Consider the following 21,056-nt stretch of genomic DNA (forward strand, 5'->3'; position numbering starts at 1 on the left):
GCGCCTGGACGGTAACCCGGCGACCCGGGGAACCCAACCACAGATCCCATCACATCAGCGGGTCATGCAACGTTCGGAGTCTCATGTGCATCCTCGACATATGAGGATGCGACTGCTGGGCCTACTGGTTGCGAGCATCACCCTGACTGCGTGCGGCAACGAAGCGCCGGCCGGAAGCGGTGGTGGCGGCGGGTCGCCGGTGGGGAAGTCGTACCTGTCGGTGAAGGTGACCGAGGACCGAAAGGACAAGCAGTTGGCGCCGGGGACTCGGCTCCGGCTGGACTTCGGGGACAAGGGCGGACTGGGCTTCAACGCCGGCTGCAACCAGATGGGCGGCGAGGCCACGTTCGACGGCGGCACGCTGGTGATGGACGCCTACGGCGGGACCGAGATGAGCTGCGGGACGGTCGAGGACGCGCAGGAGAAGTGGTTCGGGGACTTCCTGACGAGTCGGCCGACCTGGAAGCGCGACGGCGACGTACTCACTCTCGCCGGCGGCAGCACGACGATCGTGCTGAAACTTCGGCAGCTCGTCGAGCCCGACCTGCCGCTGGACGGAACCACCTGGACCGTCGAGGGCATGGTGTCGGATCGGGACCGGGTCGAGCATTTCGCCACCGTGCCTCCGGCGTACATCACGGTCGACGACGGCCGGGTCATCGGCTCCACCGGCTGCAACCAGTTCCAGGGAACCGTCGCGCACACCGCGACCACGGTGCCCTTCGGCGCGTTGACCGTGACCGACAAGGCCTGCACCGGCGACGCTCTCCGCCTGCAGGACGGCGTGCTGGCCCGGCTGAAGGGGCAGCTCACCTACTCCATCGACCACGATCGGTTGCGACTGCGGCGGCCTGACGGAGTCGTCGGCCTCGACCTGGTCGCCGGGAAGTGACAATGGTCGGGTGACTTCGCCGCGGACCGTCGCTCGGGAGCTCCCGGTGGGGCCGGGCGTCTACCGGTTCCGGGACGCGGCCGGGAAGGTGCTGTACGTCGGCCGCGCGGTGAACCTGCGGCGCCGGGTGCAGTCGTACTGGACGAACCTCGGGGACCGCCCGCGGTTGCGCCGGATGGTGGACCGCATCGACCGGGTCGAAGCGGTGCGGTGCGACTCCGAGCACGAGGCGGCATGGCTGGAGCGCAACCTGCTGGAGCACGCCAAGCCGCGGTGGAACCGCACCGAGGGCGGTCAGGAAGTGGTCGGCTACATCCGGCTCGATCGCACTCGGCAGAGGCCGGGTCTACGGTTCGCCCATCGTGTGACGGGACCGTCTCTGCACTTCGGGCCGTACCTCGGCGGCTTGCGGGTCCGGCAGGCGATCTCCGCCGTCCACCGCGTACTTCCGCTCACCTACGCGGGCACGGCTCGGGGATCGGCGCGCGAGTTCGCCGAGCTGTTCGGGATCGGCCCGGATGACCGCGATTCGCTCGCGCGTACGGCGGTCGCCGTACTGTCCCGTGATCCGGCGGCGGTGTCGGGGCTGCGGGCCGAACTGGAACGCCGGCGCGACCACGCGGCGAACGAACTGCGCTTCGAGTTCGCCGCCAAACTGCACGACGAGCTCGCCGCGCTCGACTGGATCGTCGCCGAACAGAAGGTGTCGTCGTTGGACCCGGCCGATCTCGACGTGTGCGGGTGGGCGGACGGCGTCCTCGTACGCTTCCAGATCCGCGCAGGCCGCCTGTGCACCTGGACCCAACGCGCTGCCGCCGCGCCGCCCGACCTCGTCGCAGCGACCCCGGCGGCCTGGCAACCCTTCGCCCGCCGCAACGCCGAGCTCGCCGCGCGCCTCCTGCACGGTCGGTGACTTCTTCGCCACATACCATCGGCTGTCATGGCCCGGTACGGCATGCAATACGGTCCCCCACAGCGCAGCCGCGTTCCCTTGGTCCTGGTCGCCGTACTAGGACTGGTGCTGATTGTCATTCTGGCCGTCGGCGGGGTGCTGCTCTACCAGCGTCTGGACGAACCCGACTCGGCCCCGCCCGCCACGAAGCCGTCGACAGCGGACGCGGTCGAGTTCCGCCGAGTCCTCAAGTCCGAACAGGGCCAGTGCCCGTCGCCACCCTCGGACACCGTCGTGTGCGACGCGAACGGCTTCCGCTACACCGTCGGCAGGGTCGAACTGAACGGCGCCCACGTCACCGAGGTCAAAGCCGCCCAGAACGAAGGCGACCCCACCTGGCACGTCATGCTGAACCTCAACTCCGAAGGCGCGGAAGCGTTCACCCGGCTCACCACCGACCTTGCGAAGAAGCAGCCGCCGCTCAACCAGATCGCCATCGTCGTCGGCGACCAGGTCGTCGCCGCCCCCACCGTCCAATCGGCGATCCCGGGCGGCAAGGTCCAGATCAGCAGCAACTACACCAAGAAGACCGCCGAGGAGCTGGCACGACGAATCACTGGCTGACCGCCCGGCGCCGATGCTCATCGGCCGGCCCGAAGCGAGCGCTCACCGCGCCGGGCGATCACTTTCGCTTCTGCCTGTCACGCTCGCATCGTGTTGTTGTGGTCCGCGATGTCGGCCGCGGACAGCTCGTAGTCGTAGATCGCGACCTTGCCGATCCGGCCCTCGAAGTACGAGGCGAAGTCCCGCGTGCCGATCCGGAAGGGAGCTGTCCCGTTGCCTGGTGTGATGTCGAGCCCGGCCAGTGAATCCGTGTCGCGCAGTACTCCGTTCTTGTAGATCCTGGTGTAGCCGGAGGGGTACGACCCGCTGGTGTCGGCGGTGTTGATGACGATGACCACGTGGATCCACTCGGCGGTACTGACCGGGTCCTGGAAGTAGCTGCCGACCCCCAGTCCGCCGGTGAGGTTGAAGGCGTAGCCGGAGATCCTGTTCGGCCGGTTCTCCGAGTTGACCTGGGAGTACATCCGGGCCACGTACTCCTGCTGGTTGCTGGTGCCCTTGCCGAGCCAGTGCACGTACCCAGATCCTTCCTGGTCGGTGAACTGGAGCGTTGCCGGGCGCATCCACGCTTCGATCGTGAGCCGTCCGGTGGCAGTGAGGCTGAGATCTGGGGCGTCGGGGAACTCGACGTACTGCGTCGAGCCGTCGAACTGCTGGGCGAGATCCCCGTTGGGCATCGTCGTGGTGTTCGGCGTGTTGACGTAGGTTCCGATGTGACCGTGACCCGAGCAGTCGGGTGCCGACGGTTGTTGGGCAGGGATCGTCCCCAACGGCCAGTACGCGATCGGGGCGTCGGCGAGAACGCGGGTGTCGTAGGCAGACGTCGGGCAGGTAGCCCCTGCGGCCGCCGTGGTCGTCATGGTCGCCGCTTCGATCAGAAGGAGCGCAGCCAGTACGGCTCGACGTCGTCCGGTCATGACGAGGAGACCATCGCCTCGTAGTGCCTGGCGATCTGGGCGCTGTCGAGCTCCTTGTCGTACACGGCCACCTTGCCGACCGCCCCCTGGAACCAGGAGCCGAAGTCCCGGGTGCCGACCCGGAACGGCGCCGAGCCGCGGGCCGGAACGATGATCTGACCACGGATACTCAGGTCGTCCTGGTCGCGGAGGACGCCGTCGCGGTAGATCTTGGTGTAGCCGTTCGGATAGCCGGCGCTCTTCGCCTTCGCGTTGATGACCAGTACGTAGTGGATCCAGGTCCCGACCTGGACGGGGTCCTGGAAATACGAGCCGGCGCCGAGGCCACCGGAGGAGTTGAACAAGTAGCCGGAGATCCGGTTGGGGCGATTCTCGGTGTTGACCTGGGAATACATCCGAGCCACGTACTCGTGCTGCCCTGGCTCCCCCTTGCCCATCCAGTGCACGTAGCCACTGCTCTGCTGATGAGGGAAGTCGAGGATGTCCGGTCGGAGCCAGGCCTCGAGTGTGAACACGCCCCTGGTTGCGGGGCTGAGAGCAGCGTTGTCCGCGACCTCGAAGTAGCCGGTGGCGCCGTCGAACGCGGTGGCGGCGTCGCCGTTCGGGAGGGTCGTCGGCTCCCTCGTGCCGGCGTACTTCCCGACGAGGCCGGGGCCTCGTCCGAGTGCCGCTTCGATGCGTGCTGACGGTCGCGCCAGTCGCCAGTAGGCGGTCGGCCCGCTCTGCAGCACGACCGCGTCGTAGCTGTGGCCAGCCTGTGCGTCGGCCGGCGCGGACGCGAACAGTGCCGCCAGCAGCGCCATGACGGTCAGAACAGTCACGGCCCGGCGGCGGCCGATCCTTTCACCAGCGGTTGTTGCCGTCCCGGCTGGGACTGAAGCGGTGGGCGGTGCGATTCTGGACATCGATGTCCCCTTCGATTCGGTTGATGCTTCAGCGGGCAAACGTTTGCACTCCTGAGCGGGGTGAGGCGACGGAAGTGGTTGCACGCAGGGTCAGGCTGGGTGCGAGCGTGGTCGGCCGGTGGACGACCGCCGGACGACGACGGCTTTAACGCCGACGGCTTCGTCCGAGCCGGACGCGTCCAGGAGCCGGGCGACGGCGAGTTGGCCGATCCGGGCGCTCTGCCCGGTGACCGTAGTGAGACCGGGATGGACGAGCTCGGAAAGGATGTCGTCGTGACCGGTGACGCTGACGTCGTCGGGCACAGATCTGCCGAGTCGGCGAAGTCCCTCGACCAGACCTGCGGCCAGTACGTCGTCGAAGGCCATCACGGCGGTCACGTCGAGCTCGAGGACCTTGCCGGCGGCGGCGACGCCGTCAGCATGCATTCCTGTCGTGGGGTCAAGCCGCACGAGGTCGATCCCGAGCGCGCGGGCCCGGTCGACGACCGTTCGGGCACGTTGCTTGTTCGCCCAGGATCCTGCCGGGCCCGGCAGATACGCGATCCTGCGATGCCCCTGGTCCACCAGGTCGTCCAGGAGCTCGCGCATGGCCGCCCGTGAGTCGGTGGAGAAACTGGGGATGCCGTCGACCACCCTGTTGACCAGAACGATCGGCACGATCCTGCTGATCTCACGAATATGGGAGGTGCTCATCCGCGGTGCGCAGAGGATGACGCCGCGACTTTGCTGTGCAAGCTGTTCGCAGACCTGCCGTTCGATGTCCGCGCTGTCGTCGGTGTCGGCCACGAAGACGCCGGTCGAATGGAGTCGGGAGACCTTCTGGGCTGCCTTCAGCAGGCTGGTCATGTATGGGTTGGAGATGTCGGGCACGACCAGTCCGATGTTGGGTGACGTCCCGGTGATGAGCGATCGAGCCATCACGTTCGGCGTGAACCGCAGCCGGCGGGCGACCTCGCGGACCCGGCGAGAGGTCTCCGGGGAGATCCGGCCCGGGCTGGAGAAGACCCGTGACACCGTCGAGATCGAAACTTCCGCCGCTTCCGCGACATCCTTCAGGGTCGCGGCTCGGGCCTGCCTGGTCATGTCGCCTCCCGATCCACTGGCCGAACCAGTCGGCCGGGCGCGCTGGAGTCGGCCAGCTCCGGATGGGACAAGCCGACGTACCCACGAACATCCAATGAGCCGGCCTTGCGGGCCCATCCGGCCCCCAGTTCGGCGAAGAGAATACCAGTGTCGATAACACGCCGGACCAGACCGGAGCTGCCCGCAAGACGCCGTACGACGTCGCTTCCGGCGTGCACCTGATAGTGCGTCGCCGGGATCCGGATCGGCGCGCCCACCAGCTCGACCGCCGCATTGGCGACCGCGACGAACGACCGAACCGCGTCGAGGTCGATGAGTGGATCCGGACTGCCGTCGAGGTCTTTCACAGCTGCGAGCAGCGGTTCGGCCGGCGCGCGCCGGGGAGCCAGTCCGGAGCGTCGACCGTCGATCTGCACGATGCCGGCCGCATCACGATGCCGCACCGTCACCTGGCCGCGAGAACCATGAACAGTGATGGCCGGCTCCTGAACGACGTCAGCGGCCGTCGTGCCGACTGCGATGACGTCCGGACCCCCGGGCGAGCGGACCCGGAGTGCTGCGGTGTCGTCCCCGGTGATGTCGTGCACCGCGTAGAGCTCCGCCTCCACATAGGCCGGAGCCCAGTCGGCGTCGACGAGCCGGGCCAGCGTCAGCGCCGTGTGAACGACATGGGCGAGTGGGTTGAACAGCACCCCGTCGAGAACAGCCCGTCCGTCGGCGAACCACGACCCGGCCCAGGCACTGCGGGTGTAGTACGAGTCCGGCCGGCTGAGGCACCCGTGGGCGGTGATCCGGTCGACCGTCCCGATGGCCCCTTCGGCCAGCACCGGCTCGAGTGCTTCGATCGTCGCCCGGGCATGCTGGAAGCCGACCTCGGCACGGCGACCGGCGTCGATCGCTCGGAGCGCGTCGAGCTGCTGCAGCAACGGCACGGGTGGCTTCTCGAGATACAACGCGCTCCCGGACCGAAGCACCGTCTCCGCCAGAGCGAAGTGACTGATCGGCGGGGTGGCCACGACGGCCACATCGACCTGCTCGGTTTCGAGTACGGCCTCCAGAGAGTGGTCCCAGCGCGGCTCGACGTCCGACGCCGCAACGAGTTGCCGGGCCTCGTCGGCGAAGGTCAGATCCACCAGAGCGGCCAGGCGAATGAGCCCGTGGCCGTGCCAGGCCAGCAGTTGTTCGAGGTGCCGGCGGCCGAAGCCCGCCGTACCCACGAGTGCGACCGCCGGTACATTCGTTGCGCTCATCCCTTCAGCGCTCCCTCGGCCAGGCCCTTGAAGACCTGCTTCTGCATCAGCAGGTAGACGAGCAGCGGCGGGATCATCACCACGATCGCGGCGGCCGAGATCACCCGCTGGTCGGCGGAGAACGTCCCGGACAGGTACTGGACTCCCACGTTGACCGGGTACTTCGAAGGATCGCTGAGCACGACCAGCGGCCAGATGAAGTGGTCCCACGAGTCGAGGAAGCCGAGCACCGCGATCACCGCGAGCGAACCGCGCACCGACGGGAGCATGACGTGCCGGAAGACCTGCCACGGGCCGGCCCCGTCGATGTCCGCGGCCTCCGCGAGTTCGTTCGGGACCCGGAGGAACGCCTGCCGCATGACGAAGATCGCCACGATCGACACGGCCTGTGGCAGCACGACACCGATCAGCGTGTCGTTGAGCTGCAGTCCCCGGGTCACCAGCAGCGTCGACACCAGGATGACCTCGAACGGCAGCACCGCCGTCGCCAGCAGGATGGTCGTGTACAGGGTTCTGCCCCGGAAGGCGATCCTGGCCAGGGCGTAGCCGGTCAGGGTCGCCAGGATCAGATTGGTACCCATCCCCATCGCCGCGATCGCGAGTGAGTTGCCGACGTACCGCAGGAGCGGGATCTCGGTGAACGCGGTGACGAAGTTCTGGCTGGTCGGATGCTGCGGCAGCAGCCCACCCGGGAAGCCGACGGTGGATTCGCCGGCGCTCTTCAAGGCCGTGCTGACCTGCCACAGCAGCGGGGCGAGTACGGTCGCGACAGCGAGCAGCATCAACGGCCAGCGGACGAGTTTCTCCCGGGTGGTCACGCGCGTCGTCATGACGAAGCCCTCCGCGCGACGAACCAGCTGACGCCGGAGATGACCAGGACGAAGCTGAACAGCACCAGGCTGATCGCGGAGGCATAGCCGGCGTCGGTGCCCGGCGAGATCCCCTTCTGGAACAGGTAGACGACGATCGTCCGGGTCGCGTCCCCGGGCCCGCCGCCGGTGATGACGTACGGCTCGGTGAAGACGCGCAGAGTCGCGACCGCCGCGAGGATGGCGATCAGCACCGTCGTACCCCGGATCTGCGGCAGGGTGACGCTGATCGTCCGCCGCAACCAGCCGGCGCCGTCGAGTTGCCCCGCCTCGTCGAGCTCGGGAGACACGTTCTGCAGGGCAGCGAGAGTGATCAGTGTATAGAGCGCGCATCCCTTCCAGACCGTCACCAAGGTCAGGCTGAGCAACGCCAGATCGGGGTCGTTCAGGAACGGCACCGGCTCGCTGACCACGCGCAGTCCGGTCAGTACCTGATTGACCAGGCCGTCGGAGTTCAGCATGTACTGGAACACGACCGCGATCACGGCCAGTGGCAGCACCATCGGCGAGAACAGCAGCGGCCGGACCAGCCCGGTCCCCCGCAGCCTGGTGTTGACGAGCACGGCCAGGCACGTCGACCCGATCGTCAGCGCCGGCACCGCCACCGCCATGTAGAGGAACGTGCGACCGACGGCGTGCCGGAAGGCGCTGTCCGACCAGAGCTCGGTGAAGTTGGCAAGCCCGGTGAACCGTCCACCCCCGATCGTGCTGGCGTTGGTGAAGGCGAGCACGAAGGTGTTGGCCAAGGGCACGAACAGGAATGTGATCTGCACGACCAGGGCGGGACCGACGAAGAGTAACGGCACGTACCAGCGGTGCCGGCGCGACACAGGAACGCTGCTGCGCCGCGCGCTCACCCGCACGCCGGACTCCGTTGTCACGGCGGTCATTGGCGACGTTCCTCGAGGATCTTCGTCAGCTTGTTTTCGGCGTCACTCAACGCGTCGGACGGGCTCACGGTGCCCAGGATCGCGGGCTGGAGCGAGGACCACAGCGTCGTGGCGAACTCCGCGTCGACGGCGGACGGCTTCACGGTGGTCTTGTTGTCGCGCAGGCTCGCGGCGGCGATCGCGCGGGCCGCGACGACCAGGTCACTGCCCCCGGCGGTGAAGAACGGGTCGGCGAGCGACGTCGTCGTACTCGGGAAGACGCTCGACTGCTTCGCCAGCGCCAACTGATTCTCGGCCGAGGTGAGGAACTTCGCGAACGCCAGCGCGGTCGGCAGGTTGCCGGACTTCTTCGGAACGGCGATGCCGTGCGCGACCAGCCAGGTCCGGCTGGACGCGTCCCCGAGCGGCTTGCCGACTCCGACCTGCGCGTAGACGGCCGGCGAGTTCTGCTGGATGATCTTCAGCCGCGAGCCTCCGGACTCCAGGTAGGCCGTCTTGCCGTCGGAGAAGGTCTCGATCTCACTGCGCTGCTTGGCCGAGACGCTGTCCTTCGGAATGCCGCCGGACCGGTAGAGCGCGGCCAGCTTCGCGACGAACTGCTCCGCCTCCGGGGTGTTCACGACCGCTCGGGTCGCGTCGTCGTTCACCAACGGAACGCCCACACTGAGCAGGTAGTTGGGAAAGCCCACCTCGGTCGGCTGGAAGCCGGCAACTCCGGCGGATTTCGCAATCTGCGCGGACCGGTCGAGCAACTCCGGGTAGCTCGCAGGATCCGGTGCGGCCGCGAACCCCGCCTTTTGCAGGACCGCCTTGTTCGAGATCAGCACCGGCGTGTTGAGGTACCAGGGGAGCGCGGCGACACTCGTTCCGGCGAAACCGAAGGAATTCCAGGCGGTCGGGACGTAGCCGTCCTTCACGTCGCCCGCGGCCGAGGCCATGTCGACGACCAGCTGTTGCCGACCGAGTGGCGCGAGCGTCGCGGCGTCGAGGTCCATCACGTCGGGCAGCGTCCCGGCGACAGCATCCGCGCTGACCTTGCGGGCCGCGGCGTCGCTGGGGATGTCGGTCCACTCGACCGTGGTATCAGGGTGGGTCTTCTCGAAGGCGTCGATCACCCCGTTCAGGTAGTCGTCGAACGTGGGTGACAGCTGCATGGTCTGGAACTTGATCGTGCCCTGCACCTCGCCGGTCACCTCGGCGCTCTCCGGGGACGAGGTACTGCCGAGCCCGCAGCCGCTGAGCAGCAGGATCGCGGCCAGAGCCGCAGTTGTGGACCACTTGTTCCGTCTGACGGCTGACATGGCCGCTCCTCTCGAGATCGCGAGGCCGAATCCGGCTGAGTTGTGCAAACCTTTGACAAACCGTATCGAAACCGTAGGCTTGTCGTGCCGTGTCGTCAACGGATCCCGCCGAACAGTTTTCGTCGAATGCCCATAATCTGTGCAAACCTTTGCCAAAGGATGTTGCCATGTCCCTACCGATGGTCGATCAGACCGAGCGCTGGATCGACGAGCAGCTCGGCCGGATGACACCGGCACAGAAGCTGGCTCAGCGGCTGCTCGTACTGCCCGGAGTGGATGCCGGCCGACCCGACGCGGCGACCTGTCAGGCATTGGAGCTCGGCGTCGGGGCTCTGCACAGCGTCACGGGCATGCCCGCCTCGGCCGCTGCCCGCTATCACAATGCAGTGGCGCGGATCTGCGCGGACGCCGCCGTACCTCCGGCGCTGATCAGCGGCAACCTCGAGTCCGGCGTCGCCTACTCACTCGGCACCAGCGGGACCCATCTGCCGTACCCGCGTGGCGTGGGTCTCGCGGGCGATGCAGAGGTGGCGTATCGCGTCGCCGCGGCCGGTGCCGTCGAGGCCCGGTCTGTGGGGTACCACTGGACATTCAGTCCGTGCGTGGACGTGATCTCAGTGCCTGACGATCCAATTCTCGGTGTGCGCGCGTACGGCGTACCGGCGCCGGAGACTGCTGAGCTCGGTTCCGCCCAGATTCGGGGGTATCAGGACCACGGCGTCCTCGCCACGGCGAAGCACTTCCCGGGCCACGGCGACAGCACCGTCGACAGCCACCTCGGCCTTCCCCGCATCACCCGCAGCCGTGCGGCATACGAGGCCGATCACCTGCCCCCGTTTCGCGCCGCAGTGGAGGCCGGGGTCGCGACAGTCATGGTTGCCCACCTGGTACTTCCGGAGCTGGGCGTGGCCGAACCTGCCAGCCTGTCGGCGAGGGTGAACCGCGGTTGGCTGCGGTCGGAGCTCGGCTTCACCGGGGTGATTGTCACCGACTCGCTGCGGATGGCGGCGATCGCCGACTCCCACCAGCCGGCCACGGCGGCGCTACTGGCCCTGCGTGCCGGCGCGGATGTCGCGAACGTCAAGTGCCCGGCCGAACTCGCGCCCCAGATCGTCGAGCACCTGCTCGAGGCGATGGCTGATGGTGCTCTCGACGAGACGGAACTCGACGACAGCGTGCGTCGACTGCTGGTTGCTCGCGCACGCATCGGACTCGACACGAACAACCCCGTGGACGAGAACCGTGCGGCCGGTCTCGATGCCGCCCTGGCCTGGAACGACGAGACCCGCGCCGGCACGGTTTCGATCCACCCCGCAGGCCGGGGTCCGTGGCCTTCGCTGGCTGACGGGGGATTCGTCGTCGTCGGTGATTCGCCGCTGGCCAGGCGGCTCGTCGAGCTCGGGTCGCGCCGGGGACTGCGCCTGATGCTGGAGCCTGACCCGCTGGCCGAGGGCATCCTCACCCGGGTTGCCGCCCGCCATCCAGGGCGCCCAGTGGTACCCGTCTTCTGTCCGCGCACGGACCCCGTCGCACATCAACGGGAGAGCGTTCACAGGGTCACGGCGGATGCGCCGTCCGCGGTCGCTGCTGTGGTCGTGAACTCCGTCAGTTCCGCCGAGTACTTCGGCGAAGTCGGACACCCCGTGGTGACCACGCCGGCCGTCGATGCGTTCGGCATCGTCACGGACGCCGCAGTCGACGCGACCTTGGACGTGCTGTGCCGATGAGTCCACGGGTCCACGCCGCGCCGCAGTTCCCGGAGTACGAAATGGCGATCTCAGCCAGCCTTGAGGCGTGAACTACAGCTCAATGAACGAAACTTACCGAGGAGCGGTTGCATGACTGTTGGTATCGACCGGGCACCTGACATCAGCACGTACCGGACGCGGCTCGAACTGGGGCGCGCATCGGCGGCCTGTGCGGCGGACAGCATCCGCCAGGCGATCGTGCGGACCGGGCACGCACGCCTGATGCTGGCTGCTGCGCCAAGTCAGACCGCGACCCTGCTCGCTCTGTCGGCCGAGGCTGACATCGAGTGGGACCGCGTGGAGTGTTTCCACATGGACGAGTACGTCGGCCTGCCTCCGCAAGCCCCTCAGGGCTTCGCGAACTGGTTGCGATCGGTCTTCTTCAAGCGCGTGCCGCAGGCAACGTTCCGGACGATCGCGCCGGTCGACGACCCGGAGGGCGCTGCGCTGCGCTACGAGGCGGTGTTGGGCACCGAGCCGTTCGATGTCGTGCTGCTCGGACTAGGAGTCAACGGCCACCTCGCCTTCAACGATCCGCCGGCCGACCTGGCCGACGACCGGGCGGCGAGAGTGGTCGCGCTGCACGAGGCGAGTCGCCGCCAGCAGGTCGACGAAGGACACTTCGCGGAGATCGGCGACGTGCCGACACATGCCGTGACCGTGACGATCCCGCGGTTGCTGAACGCTCGCCAGTTGATCGCTTCGGTGCCTGGATCGGCCAAGCGTCAGGCGGTGCACGACACCTTGACCCGCCCGATCGGGCCCGAGTTCCCCGGCACCGCGCTGCGTACCCACGACAACGTTCGGCTGTTCCTCGATGCCGAATCCGATCCCTGCGTGCGTGAGCTGAGCTGACGGGTGTCTCATGACGACTCCGATGCCCGATGCGCTCTCCGCCGAACAGGTGGTGCTGACCGGAGCGAGACTTGCCTCTGCGGAAGGAGTCGCTGACGGCTTGTCACTCGTCCTCCGACATGGCGAGATCGAGACCGTCGTACCCACCGCGGAGCTGACGTCGAACGCACGGGTGATCCGCCTGGACGGGTGCACTGTCGTGCCCGGCCTGATCGACTTGCATGTCCATGGTGGCGGAGGCAGTTCGTTCGACGAGCCTGACCCCGAGGCGCACCGGGAAGTGCTCCGATTCCATGCGCGTCATGGTGTGACGGCCATGCAAGCCAGCCTGGTGTCGGCGAAGCCGGGCGACCTGGAACGGCGTCTGGACGCACTGGCCGTCTCGCGGCAGACAGCAGGGTTCGGTGCGGCGTTGCTCGGAGTGCATCTCGAGGGTCCGTACCTGGCCTTCGAGCAGTGTGGCGCCCACGATCCGGCGGCCCTCCGCTCGCCGACGCCCAGCGAGGCGCAGGCCCTGCTGGCCCGAGGCGGGCTGGTGACCATGGTGACAGTGGCACCCGAGGTGGACGGCGTGGCGGAGTTCGTCCGTCAGCTCACAACGGCAGGAGTGGTGATCGCTGCCGGTCACAGCTCGGCCGGGGCGGCGGACCTCGCTGTGGCCGTGAGCAACGGATTGACTCATCTGACCCATCTGTGGAGCTGTCAGTCCACGCTGGTCCGGCGCGGACCGCATCGAGTGCCGGGCCTGCTCGAGGAATCGCTTGCCTCCGACACCCTGACGGCCGAGATCATCGCCGACGGCCATCACCTCCCGGCCACGCTGATCGAGATCGCTCGGCGCTGCCTGCCCGGCCGGATCGTCGCGGTTTCCGACGCCACAGCCGGAGCGGGCATGCCGGACGGCTATCACTATCGGCTCGGGGTCGTGGAGTGCGAGGTGATCGGTGGCGTCGGGAAGGTGATCGGCGAGGATGCCTTCGCCGGCAGTGTGACGCCGCTGAGTGGAATGTTGCTCCACCTGCATCGCGAGCTGGGCTGGCCGCTGCCTGAGGCGATCGCCGCCACCAGCCTGCGTCCGGCGCAGGTTCTTCGCCTGGCCGGCCGCAAGGGCAGGCTCGCGCCGGGCTACGACGCCGACCTCGCCGTACTCGACGCCGAACTGTCGGTGGTCGCGACGATGGCGGGCGGTCGCTGGATCTACAGCACAGACGCCGCCTGAGGCGGTTCGGCCTTTCCGTTCGGTTCCAGTGAGGAGACGAGAAATGCAACTGTTGAGCGACCTGTACGACATGTTGTCCACACCGACGGCGGAGGTGGTAGAGAGCGTCTCTCGGCTCGACGGTGACCTGATGCTGCTCGGGGTCGGCGGCAAGCTGGGACCGGAACTCGCACTGATGGCGCGGCGCGCGCTGGACGAGGCTGGGAGCAGTCATCGGGTCATCGGCGTGGCCCGCAGCCTCGACGAAGCGACGGCGGCCCGCCTGCGGAACGGCGGCGTTGAGCTCGCGAAGGCCGATCTGCTGGACACCGATCAACTGGCGGGCCTGCCGTCCGCGCCGAACGTCATCTATCTGGCCGGCCGCAAGTTCGGGACCAGTGGTGGTGAGCATCAGACCTGGGTCCTGAACTCGCACCTTCCCGGCCGGGTCGCCGAACGGTTCCGCAGTTCCCGAATCGTTGCCTTTAGCACCGGAAATGTATACCCGCTGATGCCGGTGACGTCGGGTGGTGCCCACGAGGCGACCGGGCCGGGACCGGTGGGGGAGTACGCGCAGTCGTGCCTGGGCCGGGAGCGGGTGTTCGAGCACTATTCGCGAGTGAACGGCACCCCGGTGGCGATCGCACGGTTGAACTACGCCGTCGAGATGCGGTACGGCGTTCTGCTGGAAGTCGCGCGGACCGTCGCTCAGGGCGACCCGGTCGACCTTCGGATGGGCACTGTGAACGTGATCTGGCAGGGTGATGTCAACGCGTCGACCCTGCGTCTGCTCGACCACTGCGAATCTCCGCCCTTCATCCTGAACCTGGCCGGTCCGGAGACCGTGTCGGTGCGGTGGATCGCCGAACGCTTCGGTGAGCTGCTGGGCGTGCCCCCGACGTTCGCCGGCACGGAGGAACCCACCGCGCTGTTGTCGAACGCCTCGAAGTCGCACCAGCTCTTCGGCTATCCGCAGGTCACCTTGGGCACGTTGCTCGAGTGGACAGCTGAGTGGGTCAGGGCTGGGGGAGCGACCCACGGCAAGGGAACCCACTTCCAAGAGCGCGAAGGACGGTTCTGACATGTTGTCCGACGCGAAAGCCCGGGCGCTGCGGGAAGGCGTCCTGATCCCTGCGCATCCGCTGGCCCTCACTCCGGACAGGACAGTGGACGAGCGTCGACAGCGGGCACTCAGTCGCTACTACCTGGATGCCGGAGCAGGCGGACTGGCCGTCGGGGTGCACACCACCCAGTTCGGGATCCGCAAGGAGGGCCTGCTCGAACCTGTACTGCGGCTGGCCGCCGAGACCGTCCGGAACGAACCCCGCGATCGGCCGATCGTCATGGTGGCGGGGGTCGCGGGCCCGGTCGAGCAGGCTGTCGCCGAGGCCGAACTGGCCGCAGAACTCGGGTACGACCTTGCGATGGTGATCCTGCGAGATCTGTCGCACTCGACCGAGGACGAGCTGATCGAACACATCGCGGCGGTCGGCGAGGTGCTGCCGGTCTTCGGGTTCTATCTGCAGGCGGCGGTCGGTGGACCGCCGCTGGGGTTCGGCTTCTGGACGCGCTTGGCCGAGCTGCCCTGCTTGGCGGCGATCAAGATCGCGCCGTTCGACCGCTACCGCACGATCGATGTGGTCCGGGCTGTCTGTGAGTCCAGTCGCGTGGACGACATCGCGCTGTACACGGGCAACGACGACAACATCCTCGTCGATCTGGCGACCACGTACCGCTTCATGGTCGACGGCACCGAGGTCTCGAAACGCATCGTCGGTGGCCTGCTCGGCCAGAACGCAGTCTGGACACGGGCGGCTGTCGACCTCTTCGAGTGGGCTCGGCGGGATCCGGCGCCGGATGAACTGCTCACCCGCGCGGCTCAGCTGACCGATGCCAACTCGGCGGTCTTCGATGTGGCCGGAGGGTTCGCCGGCTGCGTCGCCGGCATCCACGAAGTCCTTCGGCGCCAGGGCTTGCTCGACTCCGTTCGTCTGCTGGACCCCGACGAGAAGCTCTCGCCGGGTCAGCTGGAGGAACTGGACCGGGTGGTCGCGGCCTACCCGTTCCTCATCGACGACGCCTTCGTGGCGGCCAACCTGCCCCGATGGCTCGGCCCCGAGTCGCCGTGATCCCCGGCGTACCCCTCGGCGCCCGCACCTGCGCCCACCCGATCTCCCGAAGTAAGCGACATTCCACAAGTCACGCGTCTCGCGGAATAGCGCGATCCCTTCGTCCACCCGCCGCCCGCCTCGGGAAGTCACCACGCGCGAGCGCCCTGGAAAGGTTGCTTAAAGCAACGTACGTCACCAGTCGATCACCCCACCCCCGCCCGCGAGCCAGCTCCAGCCTCCGCTCGGCCTCCGGTACGGCAACCCCCGGCACTGCTCAGGGTTCTACGGCTCAGGAGCGCCAGTCTGTTTGCTGATCAATTCATGAAGTGCATCCCGGGTCTCAGCGTCCGGAGAGTAGAGCACCGTGCCCACCATGCCGCGGGTGAGCAGCACCTTGTAGGTATTGCGAAGGAGGCGGTCGAAGGTGGCGTTGTCGGTGGCATTCCGATTCTTGAACGCTGGGTCCTTGTTGGCGTCGCGAACTGCTGTGAAGCGACCATGGCGCCAGACGAGGTCCGGGCCGAGGATCACGCCGCTCCAGTCGTACTCGAAGCCCTGCGCTGTGTAGATGCAGCCCACCTGGCCGAAGCCGTTCGGGTCGGTTGCCCAGAGCGCGGCCGGCGGGGCGTCTCCGACCTTGCGCTCTCCCTTGACGTTCCACGGGCGCGCCCAACCGCCGATCTGGACATCCTCGACGAGGGTCCCGTCGGGGCGCGGATCGCTCCACGGCCAGCAGTAGCCCGCCGAGATGCGTGCGCCGTAACCCGCCGCGATCTTGTCCAGGAGAACTGACTCCATCTCTTCGGGGCTTTCGGCGACTCGGACCTCGAATGCCGGGTCGCCCGGCCAGTCGGTCGGTCCACCCTCGCAGAGGCCGAGGAGGCGTTGGACCCATTGAACGTACTCTTCGCTGCCACCACACCGGAACTGCGCGTCGAGGTCGACCTGATAGACGTCGAAGCCGAGGTCAGCGGCGTACCGGCTGATCTCTTCGGCAGTCCCGAGCTCGCCCGGCTTCACCACTTGGTGCTGATCGAGCAGAAACACCGGGACGCGTGCGGCAGCGATCAGTTCGTCGACCTGCCGTCGTCCGGTGCGGAGCGCGGCCCTGGTGTAGCGGTCAACAGAGGTCTCGCGAATGCGGTGCGCTTCGTCCAAAATCAGGACGTCCAGATCGTTGGGCTCTGCCTCCATGAACTGGTTGAAGTACTTGAACATCTTCTGGACCCTGGGTTGTCGCTGCCCGGCGACCTTGCGGAGCGTCTGGGTGAACGAGCGTGAGCCGGTCGCGTGGAGGACGGTACGACCTCGGCGAGCCAGTTCCCCGAGGAGCGAGAGGGCGATCACGCTCTTGCCGCTCCCAGGCCCGCCGGTGACGATGACCACCGACTTGCTGTCGCGGCTCCGCGCCCGGTCGACCTCGTGCAGAACGAGTCTGTGTGCCAATTGCTGCTCAGCGACCAGGACGAATTGCTCTCTCCGCTGGACCTCGTCCGCGGCAACCGCGAGCAACTGTTTCGACGGGGCAATCGCGGAGTTGATCAGCTGATCCGCGTACGGGCTGCCTGGAACCTCGGGATCGAGCCGGTCACGGAGAAACTCGAGGAACTCGTCACGGCGAGCACCGATGAAGAGCTGCCCTGTGCTGTCCTGCGGGTAGTCGTAGAGGTCCCGGACATCCGCCTCGGCCATGGCGTTGTGCAGGTACGCCGCACCGGCGACAGCGTCCTCGTGGCCGTCTAGGAACTTCGCGAAGTCGGCGAGATACTCGCAGTACCCGCGGACCTGCGCGACCGGGTGCAACCGCGGTGCGTTCGGGTAGCCCTCGATCAGAACGAGCTCCGGGTCCTCGTCCCACGCGGCCGCGCGACTCCACTGCTTGAGTTCGATGACGACGTACGACGGTCCGCCCGTCCGCGGGTGACGACCGGCGAGCACGACGTCGGCTCGCTTCGAGGTCAACGGGAGGTGGTGTTCGATCAGTACCTCGACTTTGCCGAGGCCGGCCTGTTCGAGGTCGTGAGCCAGGACCGGCAAACTGCGCTGCCACGATCTGATCTCTGCCGGACCTGCCCGACGGCCGGTGTGAAACAGCATCTGCTCGGCGATCCTCAAGGCGAACTGCTGATCAAGCGTCAGCGTCACGAACCCAGCGCCGGATTGGCGGAACAGCGTCACGAGTCAAGTCCCCAGGCAGCACGAATCGAGGTCGTGCGGGTGGGGGCATGTCCTGTGAACGCTGACGTTCGGCGGAAGTCCGTCGGGCCGCGCCTCCGACTTTACCCAGGGAGCAGGTGGCCAGGATCCGTGTCATGCTCGCGGCGTGTCTGATCTGATCGAGTTGCGAGACCGCATCCGTGCGTTCACCGAAGAACGCGACTGGGGACAGTTCCACGACCCGAAGTCGCTGATCCTGGCCCTGGTCGGCGAAGTCGGCGAGCTGGCCGAGCTCTTCCAGTGGCTGCCCGCCGACGCAGCAGCGGACCGTGCCCGCGAAGGCCACCTGCACGAACGCGCCGGCGAAGAGCTGGCCGACGTACTCATCTATCTCGTACGCCTTGCCGACATCCTCGACATCGACCTCGGCACGGCGTCCCTCCGCAAGCTGCGCAGCTCCTCAAGCCGCTTCCCCACCGCCCAGTTCCACGGCCAGGCCCCAGACAAGACCTGAGACCCTCGAGCGGCCATAAAGTCCGCACGAAGCGCCACGAGCAACTGGCCTCTGAAGTGGCTACCCGATATGCCGTTCAAGGCATATCCACGAGCGCCGGGATCGGACTCGAGCCTAACCACCGCCCACAGGTGGAGGTCCCATCCAGGGGGCCGTACAGGCGGAAACTGTGCCATCGCGGCGGTCTGCGCTGCCACATGGCCAGAATCGATCTGTCGCCGCCGAGTTGCTCGCCGACGCGGCGCTCTCCACGGCCTAGCAGCAGCATGACGACCACCGAGGCGATCAGTTAGACCAGTCCGTCGCCGCGTTGGTCAGCAACTCGGTCAACAGCCGACGGAGTTCTGCATGGCCGTCGGCTCCGAGGATCTGGTCGATCCGGCGCTCGATGCCCTGGATGGTCGCAATGCCCGCGGCGATGCAGTCATGACCGCGCGGGGTCAGCATGATCAGCTTGGCCCGCCGGTCGGTCGGATCCGGCCGACGCTCGACGTAGCCCAGCTCTTCCAGCTCGTCGACGAGCTCCCCCATCGCCTGCGGAGTCATGTTCGCCCCGCGGGCCAGTGCGCTGAGGCGGCTGCCTTCAGGGCTGATCTGGGCGAACACCGCGGAGTGCGACGGCTTCTGCGGATAGCCCGCACCGACCACCCCGTCAACGATCTGGAACCCGAGCAGGCTGTAGGCCTGGCCCAGCATCGAGACCGTGTTCCGCGCCTGCTCAGGGAGGTCTTGTGCCATCGCCACTTGATCAAGTATACCTGATTATCAGGGTCGCCTGATCAAATCCGAGCGGCCCGTCATCGAAGGAGGCGCGCCATGAACAGCATCACCGTGGGGCCGGAGCGAGTCGCACCCCGGACCGAGGACATGGCGGTCATCCACCGGATCTTCCGGCGGGGATTCCCGCAGATGGCGAACCTGGTCAGGCGGGTCCCCCTGACCGCCCCTGCCCGCGCCGAAGCCGTCGCGACTCATCTCGACTTCCTCCTGAACGGGCTGCACAACCACCACACCGGCGAGGACGAGCACGTCTGGCCCTTGCTGCTGGATCGAGCCGCGCCGCAGGCCGAGCTGATCGAGCGGATGGAGAAGCAGCACGAAGTGGTGGCCGAGAGGTCGGCGAGGGTCCGTGCAGCCATCGAGACCTGGCGGGTAGCGCCGGTGAACGGCGAGGAGCTGGCGACGGCGCTGGACGAGTTCACCGACGCGCTGGTCGAGCACCTCGACGACGAGGAGGCCAACGTCGTCCCGCTGCTCCGCGCCCACATCGAGGCCGATGAGTGGCAGCGGTTCGGCCAACATACGTTCGACAAGTTCACCAACGCCGAGAAACTGATTGCCACCGGCGCCCTCGAGGACGTCGCGACCCCTGAGGAAGCGGAGTGGTTCCTCGGCGACCTGCCGCTCCCGATCAAGCTGATGTGGCGACTGCTCGGCCGGCGTCGCTACGCCCGGTACATCGCACGTGTCCGCGGCACCTCCAGCCTCGGTCCGACGCTCGGGAGGTTCGTCAGGAACGTCAACCGGCTCGCCGTCTGGCTGTACCGCCGCTCTAGCGGGCGAATCGGTGGAACGGCTAAGGGCCTGCCCGTTCTGCTGATCACTGTGGCCGGCCGCAGGACCGGCAAGCCATCCACTGTGCCGGTCGCCTACTTCGAGGACGACGGCCGCTATGTGGTCACCGGCTCCGCGGGCGGTTCCAAGCCCGATCCGCAGTGGTTTCGCAACCTCCGCGCCGCTGCCGTGGCACGGATCCAGATCGGCGACAGCCACTACGACGTAGAAGCTCAGGTAGCCGAAGGCGCCGACCGCGACCGCCTGTGGCAGGACGTCGTGCTCGCACGCGCGCCGTTCTTCGCGAAGTACGAGCAGAAGGCAGGCCGCATCATCCCGGTGGCCGTGCTTGCACCTCTGCCGTGAACGAGCGTGGCGCTCGACGGCCGGTGAGGAATACCGGCCCCGGCGCCGGACCACGCGGGTCTACACAGCCACGCGAAAGGGGGAGCCACTCAGATGAACCGATCACGGCTGGTAGCGTCGGTGACCTGGGTGTACGCCGCCATGTTCGGTGTCCCGGCTGTGCCTGTCGCGATCTTCCTCGCCGAGGAGAGCAGACTCCCCTCACTGTGGGGCCTGTTCGACATGTACGCCGGCCCCTGGTCTTCCCGATTGACTGATGATCGGGTGATCGCCCTGCTTCTGGTGTATTCAGGCCTTGTGCTGACTGCGGTCTTGTCGGGTTGGCTACTGTGGCGGACGCGCCAGTCCGGTGCAGTGCTGAACCTGGGACTGCTGCCGGTAGAGGCAGTCTTCTGGATCGGTTTCGCTCTTCCCGTTCCCTGGCTGTTCGGGATCGCGAGGGTCGCGCTGGTGTTCATGGCCTGGCCGGAGCTCTCCAAATCACGCCGTCAGGCGACCGCCGGCGGCTAGCGAGAATTTGCGCCTTCTGCCCAGCGAGTTGACGAGTTCAGCGAAGGTAACCGTCCCACTTCGCCTCTTAGCGTGCCCCGCCCGAGTCGACTCGGTCAGGTAGAAGTTCTTGCCCGTCACAGACCCGACGTAGACCAGCACGTGATACGAGTTGCCGCGCCTACGAACGACCCTCGCTCGCGACGCCCGGTATTTCGACGTCCGAATCGTACGCATTGACAATCCATTGACAGGCAATCACTACTGATGATCGCTACTCCGTAGTATGCCTGGTAAGGACTGGAGCCGGTGAGGGTGTTGTGGTTCAGGACATCGGAATGGGGTGTCTCAAGTCATCGGAATAGGTGTGGGGGCGGGATGTTTCGGGGGTGTCGAAGCGGCGGTTGGTGATCACGGCGGTGTTGGCGGGGCGGTCGCAGT

Annotated in this window: 20 protein-coding genes; 11 read left to right on the forward strand and 9 right to left on the reverse strand. The window is 67.3% G+C overall.

Translation table 11 applies throughout. From position 1 onward, the window contains the following. Positions 1-100 precede the first annotated feature (100 nt). The 3 genes from E1218_RS17750 to E1218_RS17760 all read left to right on the forward strand — a co-directional run bounded on the left by E1218_RS17750 (position 101) and on the right by E1218_RS17760 (position 2,408). Positions 101-892 (forward strand): META domain-containing protein, encoded by a 792-nt coding sequence (locus E1218_RS17750; RefSeq protein WP_233712293.1) that lies wholly within the window; start codon positions 101-103, stop codon positions 890-892. Positions 893-902: 10 nt separating this feature from the next. Further along, on the forward strand, positions 903-1,805 hold the full coding sequence (locus E1218_RS17755; RefSeq protein ID WP_132321492.1) for a GIY-YIG nuclease family protein: 903 nt from the start codon (positions 903-905) through the stop codon (positions 1,803-1,805). A gap of 105 nt (positions 1,806-1,910) precedes the next feature. Continuing rightward, positions 1,911-2,408, forward strand: a complete 498-nt coding sequence (locus E1218_RS17760) for a SecDF P1 head subdomain-containing protein (RefSeq protein WP_132321494.1) — start codon at positions 1,911-1,913, stop codon at positions 2,406-2,408. Between the two features lie 77 nt (positions 2,409-2,485). Here E1218_RS17760 and E1218_RS17765 read toward each other — a convergent pair whose 3' ends face one another. From E1218_RS17765 to E1218_RS17795, 7 genes are all read right to left on the reverse strand, one after another. Beyond that, on the reverse strand, positions 2,486-3,325 hold the full coding sequence (locus tag E1218_RS17765) for a LamG domain-containing protein (RefSeq protein WP_132321496.1): 840 nt from the start codon (positions 3,323-3,325) through the stop codon (positions 2,486-2,488). Beyond that, positions 3,322-4,146 (reverse strand): LamG domain-containing protein, encoded by an 825-nt coding sequence (locus E1218_RS17770; RefSeq protein WP_202866068.1) that lies wholly within the window; start codon positions 4,144-4,146, stop codon positions 3,322-3,324. Before E1218_RS17770 ends, E1218_RS17765 begins: the two co-directional genes overlap by 4 nt. A 174-nt stretch (positions 4,147-4,320) precedes the next feature. Continuing rightward, the gene (locus E1218_RS17775) at positions 4,321-5,313 is read right to left on the reverse strand and encodes a LacI family DNA-binding transcriptional regulator (protein WP_165949303.1); all 993 of its coding nucleotides are present in this window, start codon (positions 5,311-5,313) and stop codon (positions 4,321-4,323) included. Then, positions 5,310-6,563, reverse strand: coding sequence for a Gfo/Idh/MocA family protein (locus E1218_RS17780; protein WP_132321502.1), 1,254 nt, complete (start codon positions 6,561-6,563; stop codon positions 5,310-5,312). The genes E1218_RS17775 and E1218_RS17780 overlap by 4 nt, the downstream gene beginning before the upstream one ends. Next, positions 6,560-7,393, reverse strand: coding sequence for a carbohydrate ABC transporter permease (locus E1218_RS17785; RefSeq protein ID WP_132321504.1), 834 nt, complete (start codon positions 7,391-7,393; stop codon positions 6,560-6,562). The genes E1218_RS17780 and E1218_RS17785 overlap by 4 nt, the downstream gene beginning before the upstream one ends. After that, positions 7,390-8,322: a carbohydrate ABC transporter permease gene (locus E1218_RS17790; protein ID WP_132321506.1), complete on the reverse strand. Its 933-nt coding sequence runs from the start codon at positions 8,320-8,322 to the stop codon at positions 7,390-7,392. The genes E1218_RS17785 and E1218_RS17790 overlap by 4 nt, the downstream gene beginning before the upstream one ends. After that, the gene (locus tag E1218_RS17795; RefSeq protein WP_165949304.1) at positions 8,319-9,623 is read right to left on the reverse strand and encodes an ABC transporter substrate-binding protein; all 1,305 of its coding nucleotides are present in this window, start codon (positions 9,621-9,623) and stop codon (positions 8,319-8,321) included. The genes E1218_RS17790 and E1218_RS17795 overlap by 4 nt, the downstream gene beginning before the upstream one ends. An 89-nt stretch (positions 9,624-9,712) precedes the next feature. Between E1218_RS17795 and E1218_RS17800 the strand changes: the two genes are divergently transcribed. The 5 genes from E1218_RS17800 to E1218_RS17820 all read left to right on the forward strand — a co-directional run bounded on the left by E1218_RS17800 (position 9,713) and on the right by E1218_RS17820 (position 15,553). Next, positions 9,713-11,350, forward strand: coding sequence for a glycoside hydrolase family 3 protein (locus tag E1218_RS17800; protein WP_165949305.1), 1,638 nt, complete (start codon positions 9,713-9,715; stop codon positions 11,348-11,350). 111 nt (positions 11,351-11,461) lie between these two features. After that, complete coding sequence (locus tag E1218_RS17805; RefSeq protein WP_202866069.1) at positions 11,462-12,226, forward strand: 6-phosphogluconolactonase; 765 nt, start codon at positions 11,462-11,464, stop codon at positions 12,224-12,226. Positions 12,227-12,326: 100 nt separating this feature from the next. Further along, positions 12,327-13,445, forward strand: a complete 1,119-nt coding sequence (locus E1218_RS17810) for an N-acetylglucosamine-6-phosphate deacetylase (protein ID WP_165949306.1) — start codon at positions 12,327-12,329, stop codon at positions 13,443-13,445. A gap of 43 nt (positions 13,446-13,488) precedes the next feature. Beyond that, on the forward strand, positions 13,489-14,505 hold the full coding sequence (locus tag E1218_RS17815) for an NAD-dependent epimerase/dehydratase family protein (RefSeq protein WP_132321514.1): 1,017 nt from the start codon (positions 13,489-13,491) through the stop codon (positions 14,503-14,505). A gap of 1 nt (position 14,506) precedes the next feature. Next, entirely contained in the window at positions 14,507-15,553 is a 1,047-nt protein-coding gene (locus E1218_RS17820) for a dihydrodipicolinate synthase family protein (protein WP_132321516.1), read from the forward strand. A gap of 264 nt (positions 15,554-15,817) precedes the next feature. On the opposite strand, the gene E1218_RS17825 is transcribed toward E1218_RS17820, so the two are convergent. Then, complete coding sequence (locus tag E1218_RS17825; protein ID WP_233712294.1) at positions 15,818-17,227, reverse strand: DUF2075 domain-containing protein; 1,410 nt, start codon at positions 17,225-17,227, stop codon at positions 15,818-15,820. 631 nt (positions 17,228-17,858) lie between these two features. Between E1218_RS17825 and E1218_RS17830 the strand changes: the two genes are divergently transcribed. Then, positions 17,859-18,206 carry a nucleotide pyrophosphohydrolase gene (locus tag E1218_RS17830; RefSeq protein WP_233712295.1) on the forward strand — a complete coding sequence of 116 codons (348 nt, stop codon included), beginning with the start codon at positions 17,859-17,861 and terminating at the stop codon, positions 18,204-18,206. A gap of 285 nt (positions 18,207-18,491) precedes the next feature. Here the strand turns inward: E1218_RS17830 and E1218_RS17835 are convergent, their stop codons facing one another. Next, positions 18,492-18,944 (reverse strand): MarR family winged helix-turn-helix transcriptional regulator, encoded by a 453-nt coding sequence (locus E1218_RS17835; RefSeq protein WP_132321530.1) that lies wholly within the window; start codon positions 18,942-18,944, stop codon positions 18,492-18,494. A 78-nt stretch (positions 18,945-19,022) separates the two neighbouring features. Here E1218_RS17835 and E1218_RS17840 point away from each other — a divergent pair, with 78 nt between their 5' ends. Both E1218_RS17840 and E1218_RS17845 read left to right on the forward strand, forming a co-directional pair. After that, positions 19,023-20,126 carry a nitroreductase/quinone reductase family protein gene (locus E1218_RS17840; RefSeq protein WP_132321518.1) on the forward strand — a complete coding sequence of 368 codons (1,104 nt, stop codon included), beginning with the start codon at positions 19,023-19,025 and terminating at the stop codon, positions 20,124-20,126. A 93-nt stretch (positions 20,127-20,219) separates the two neighbouring features. Continuing rightward, positions 20,220-20,636: a hypothetical protein gene (locus E1218_RS17845; protein WP_132321520.1), complete on the forward strand. Its 417-nt coding sequence runs from the start codon at positions 20,220-20,222 to the stop codon at positions 20,634-20,636. Positions 20,637-21,056 lie beyond the last annotated feature (420 nt).

This window comes from Kribbella turkmenica, from assembly GCF_004348725.1.
GTDB lineage: Bacteria > Actinomycetota > Actinomycetes > Propionibacteriales > Kribbellaceae > Kribbella > Kribbella turkmenica.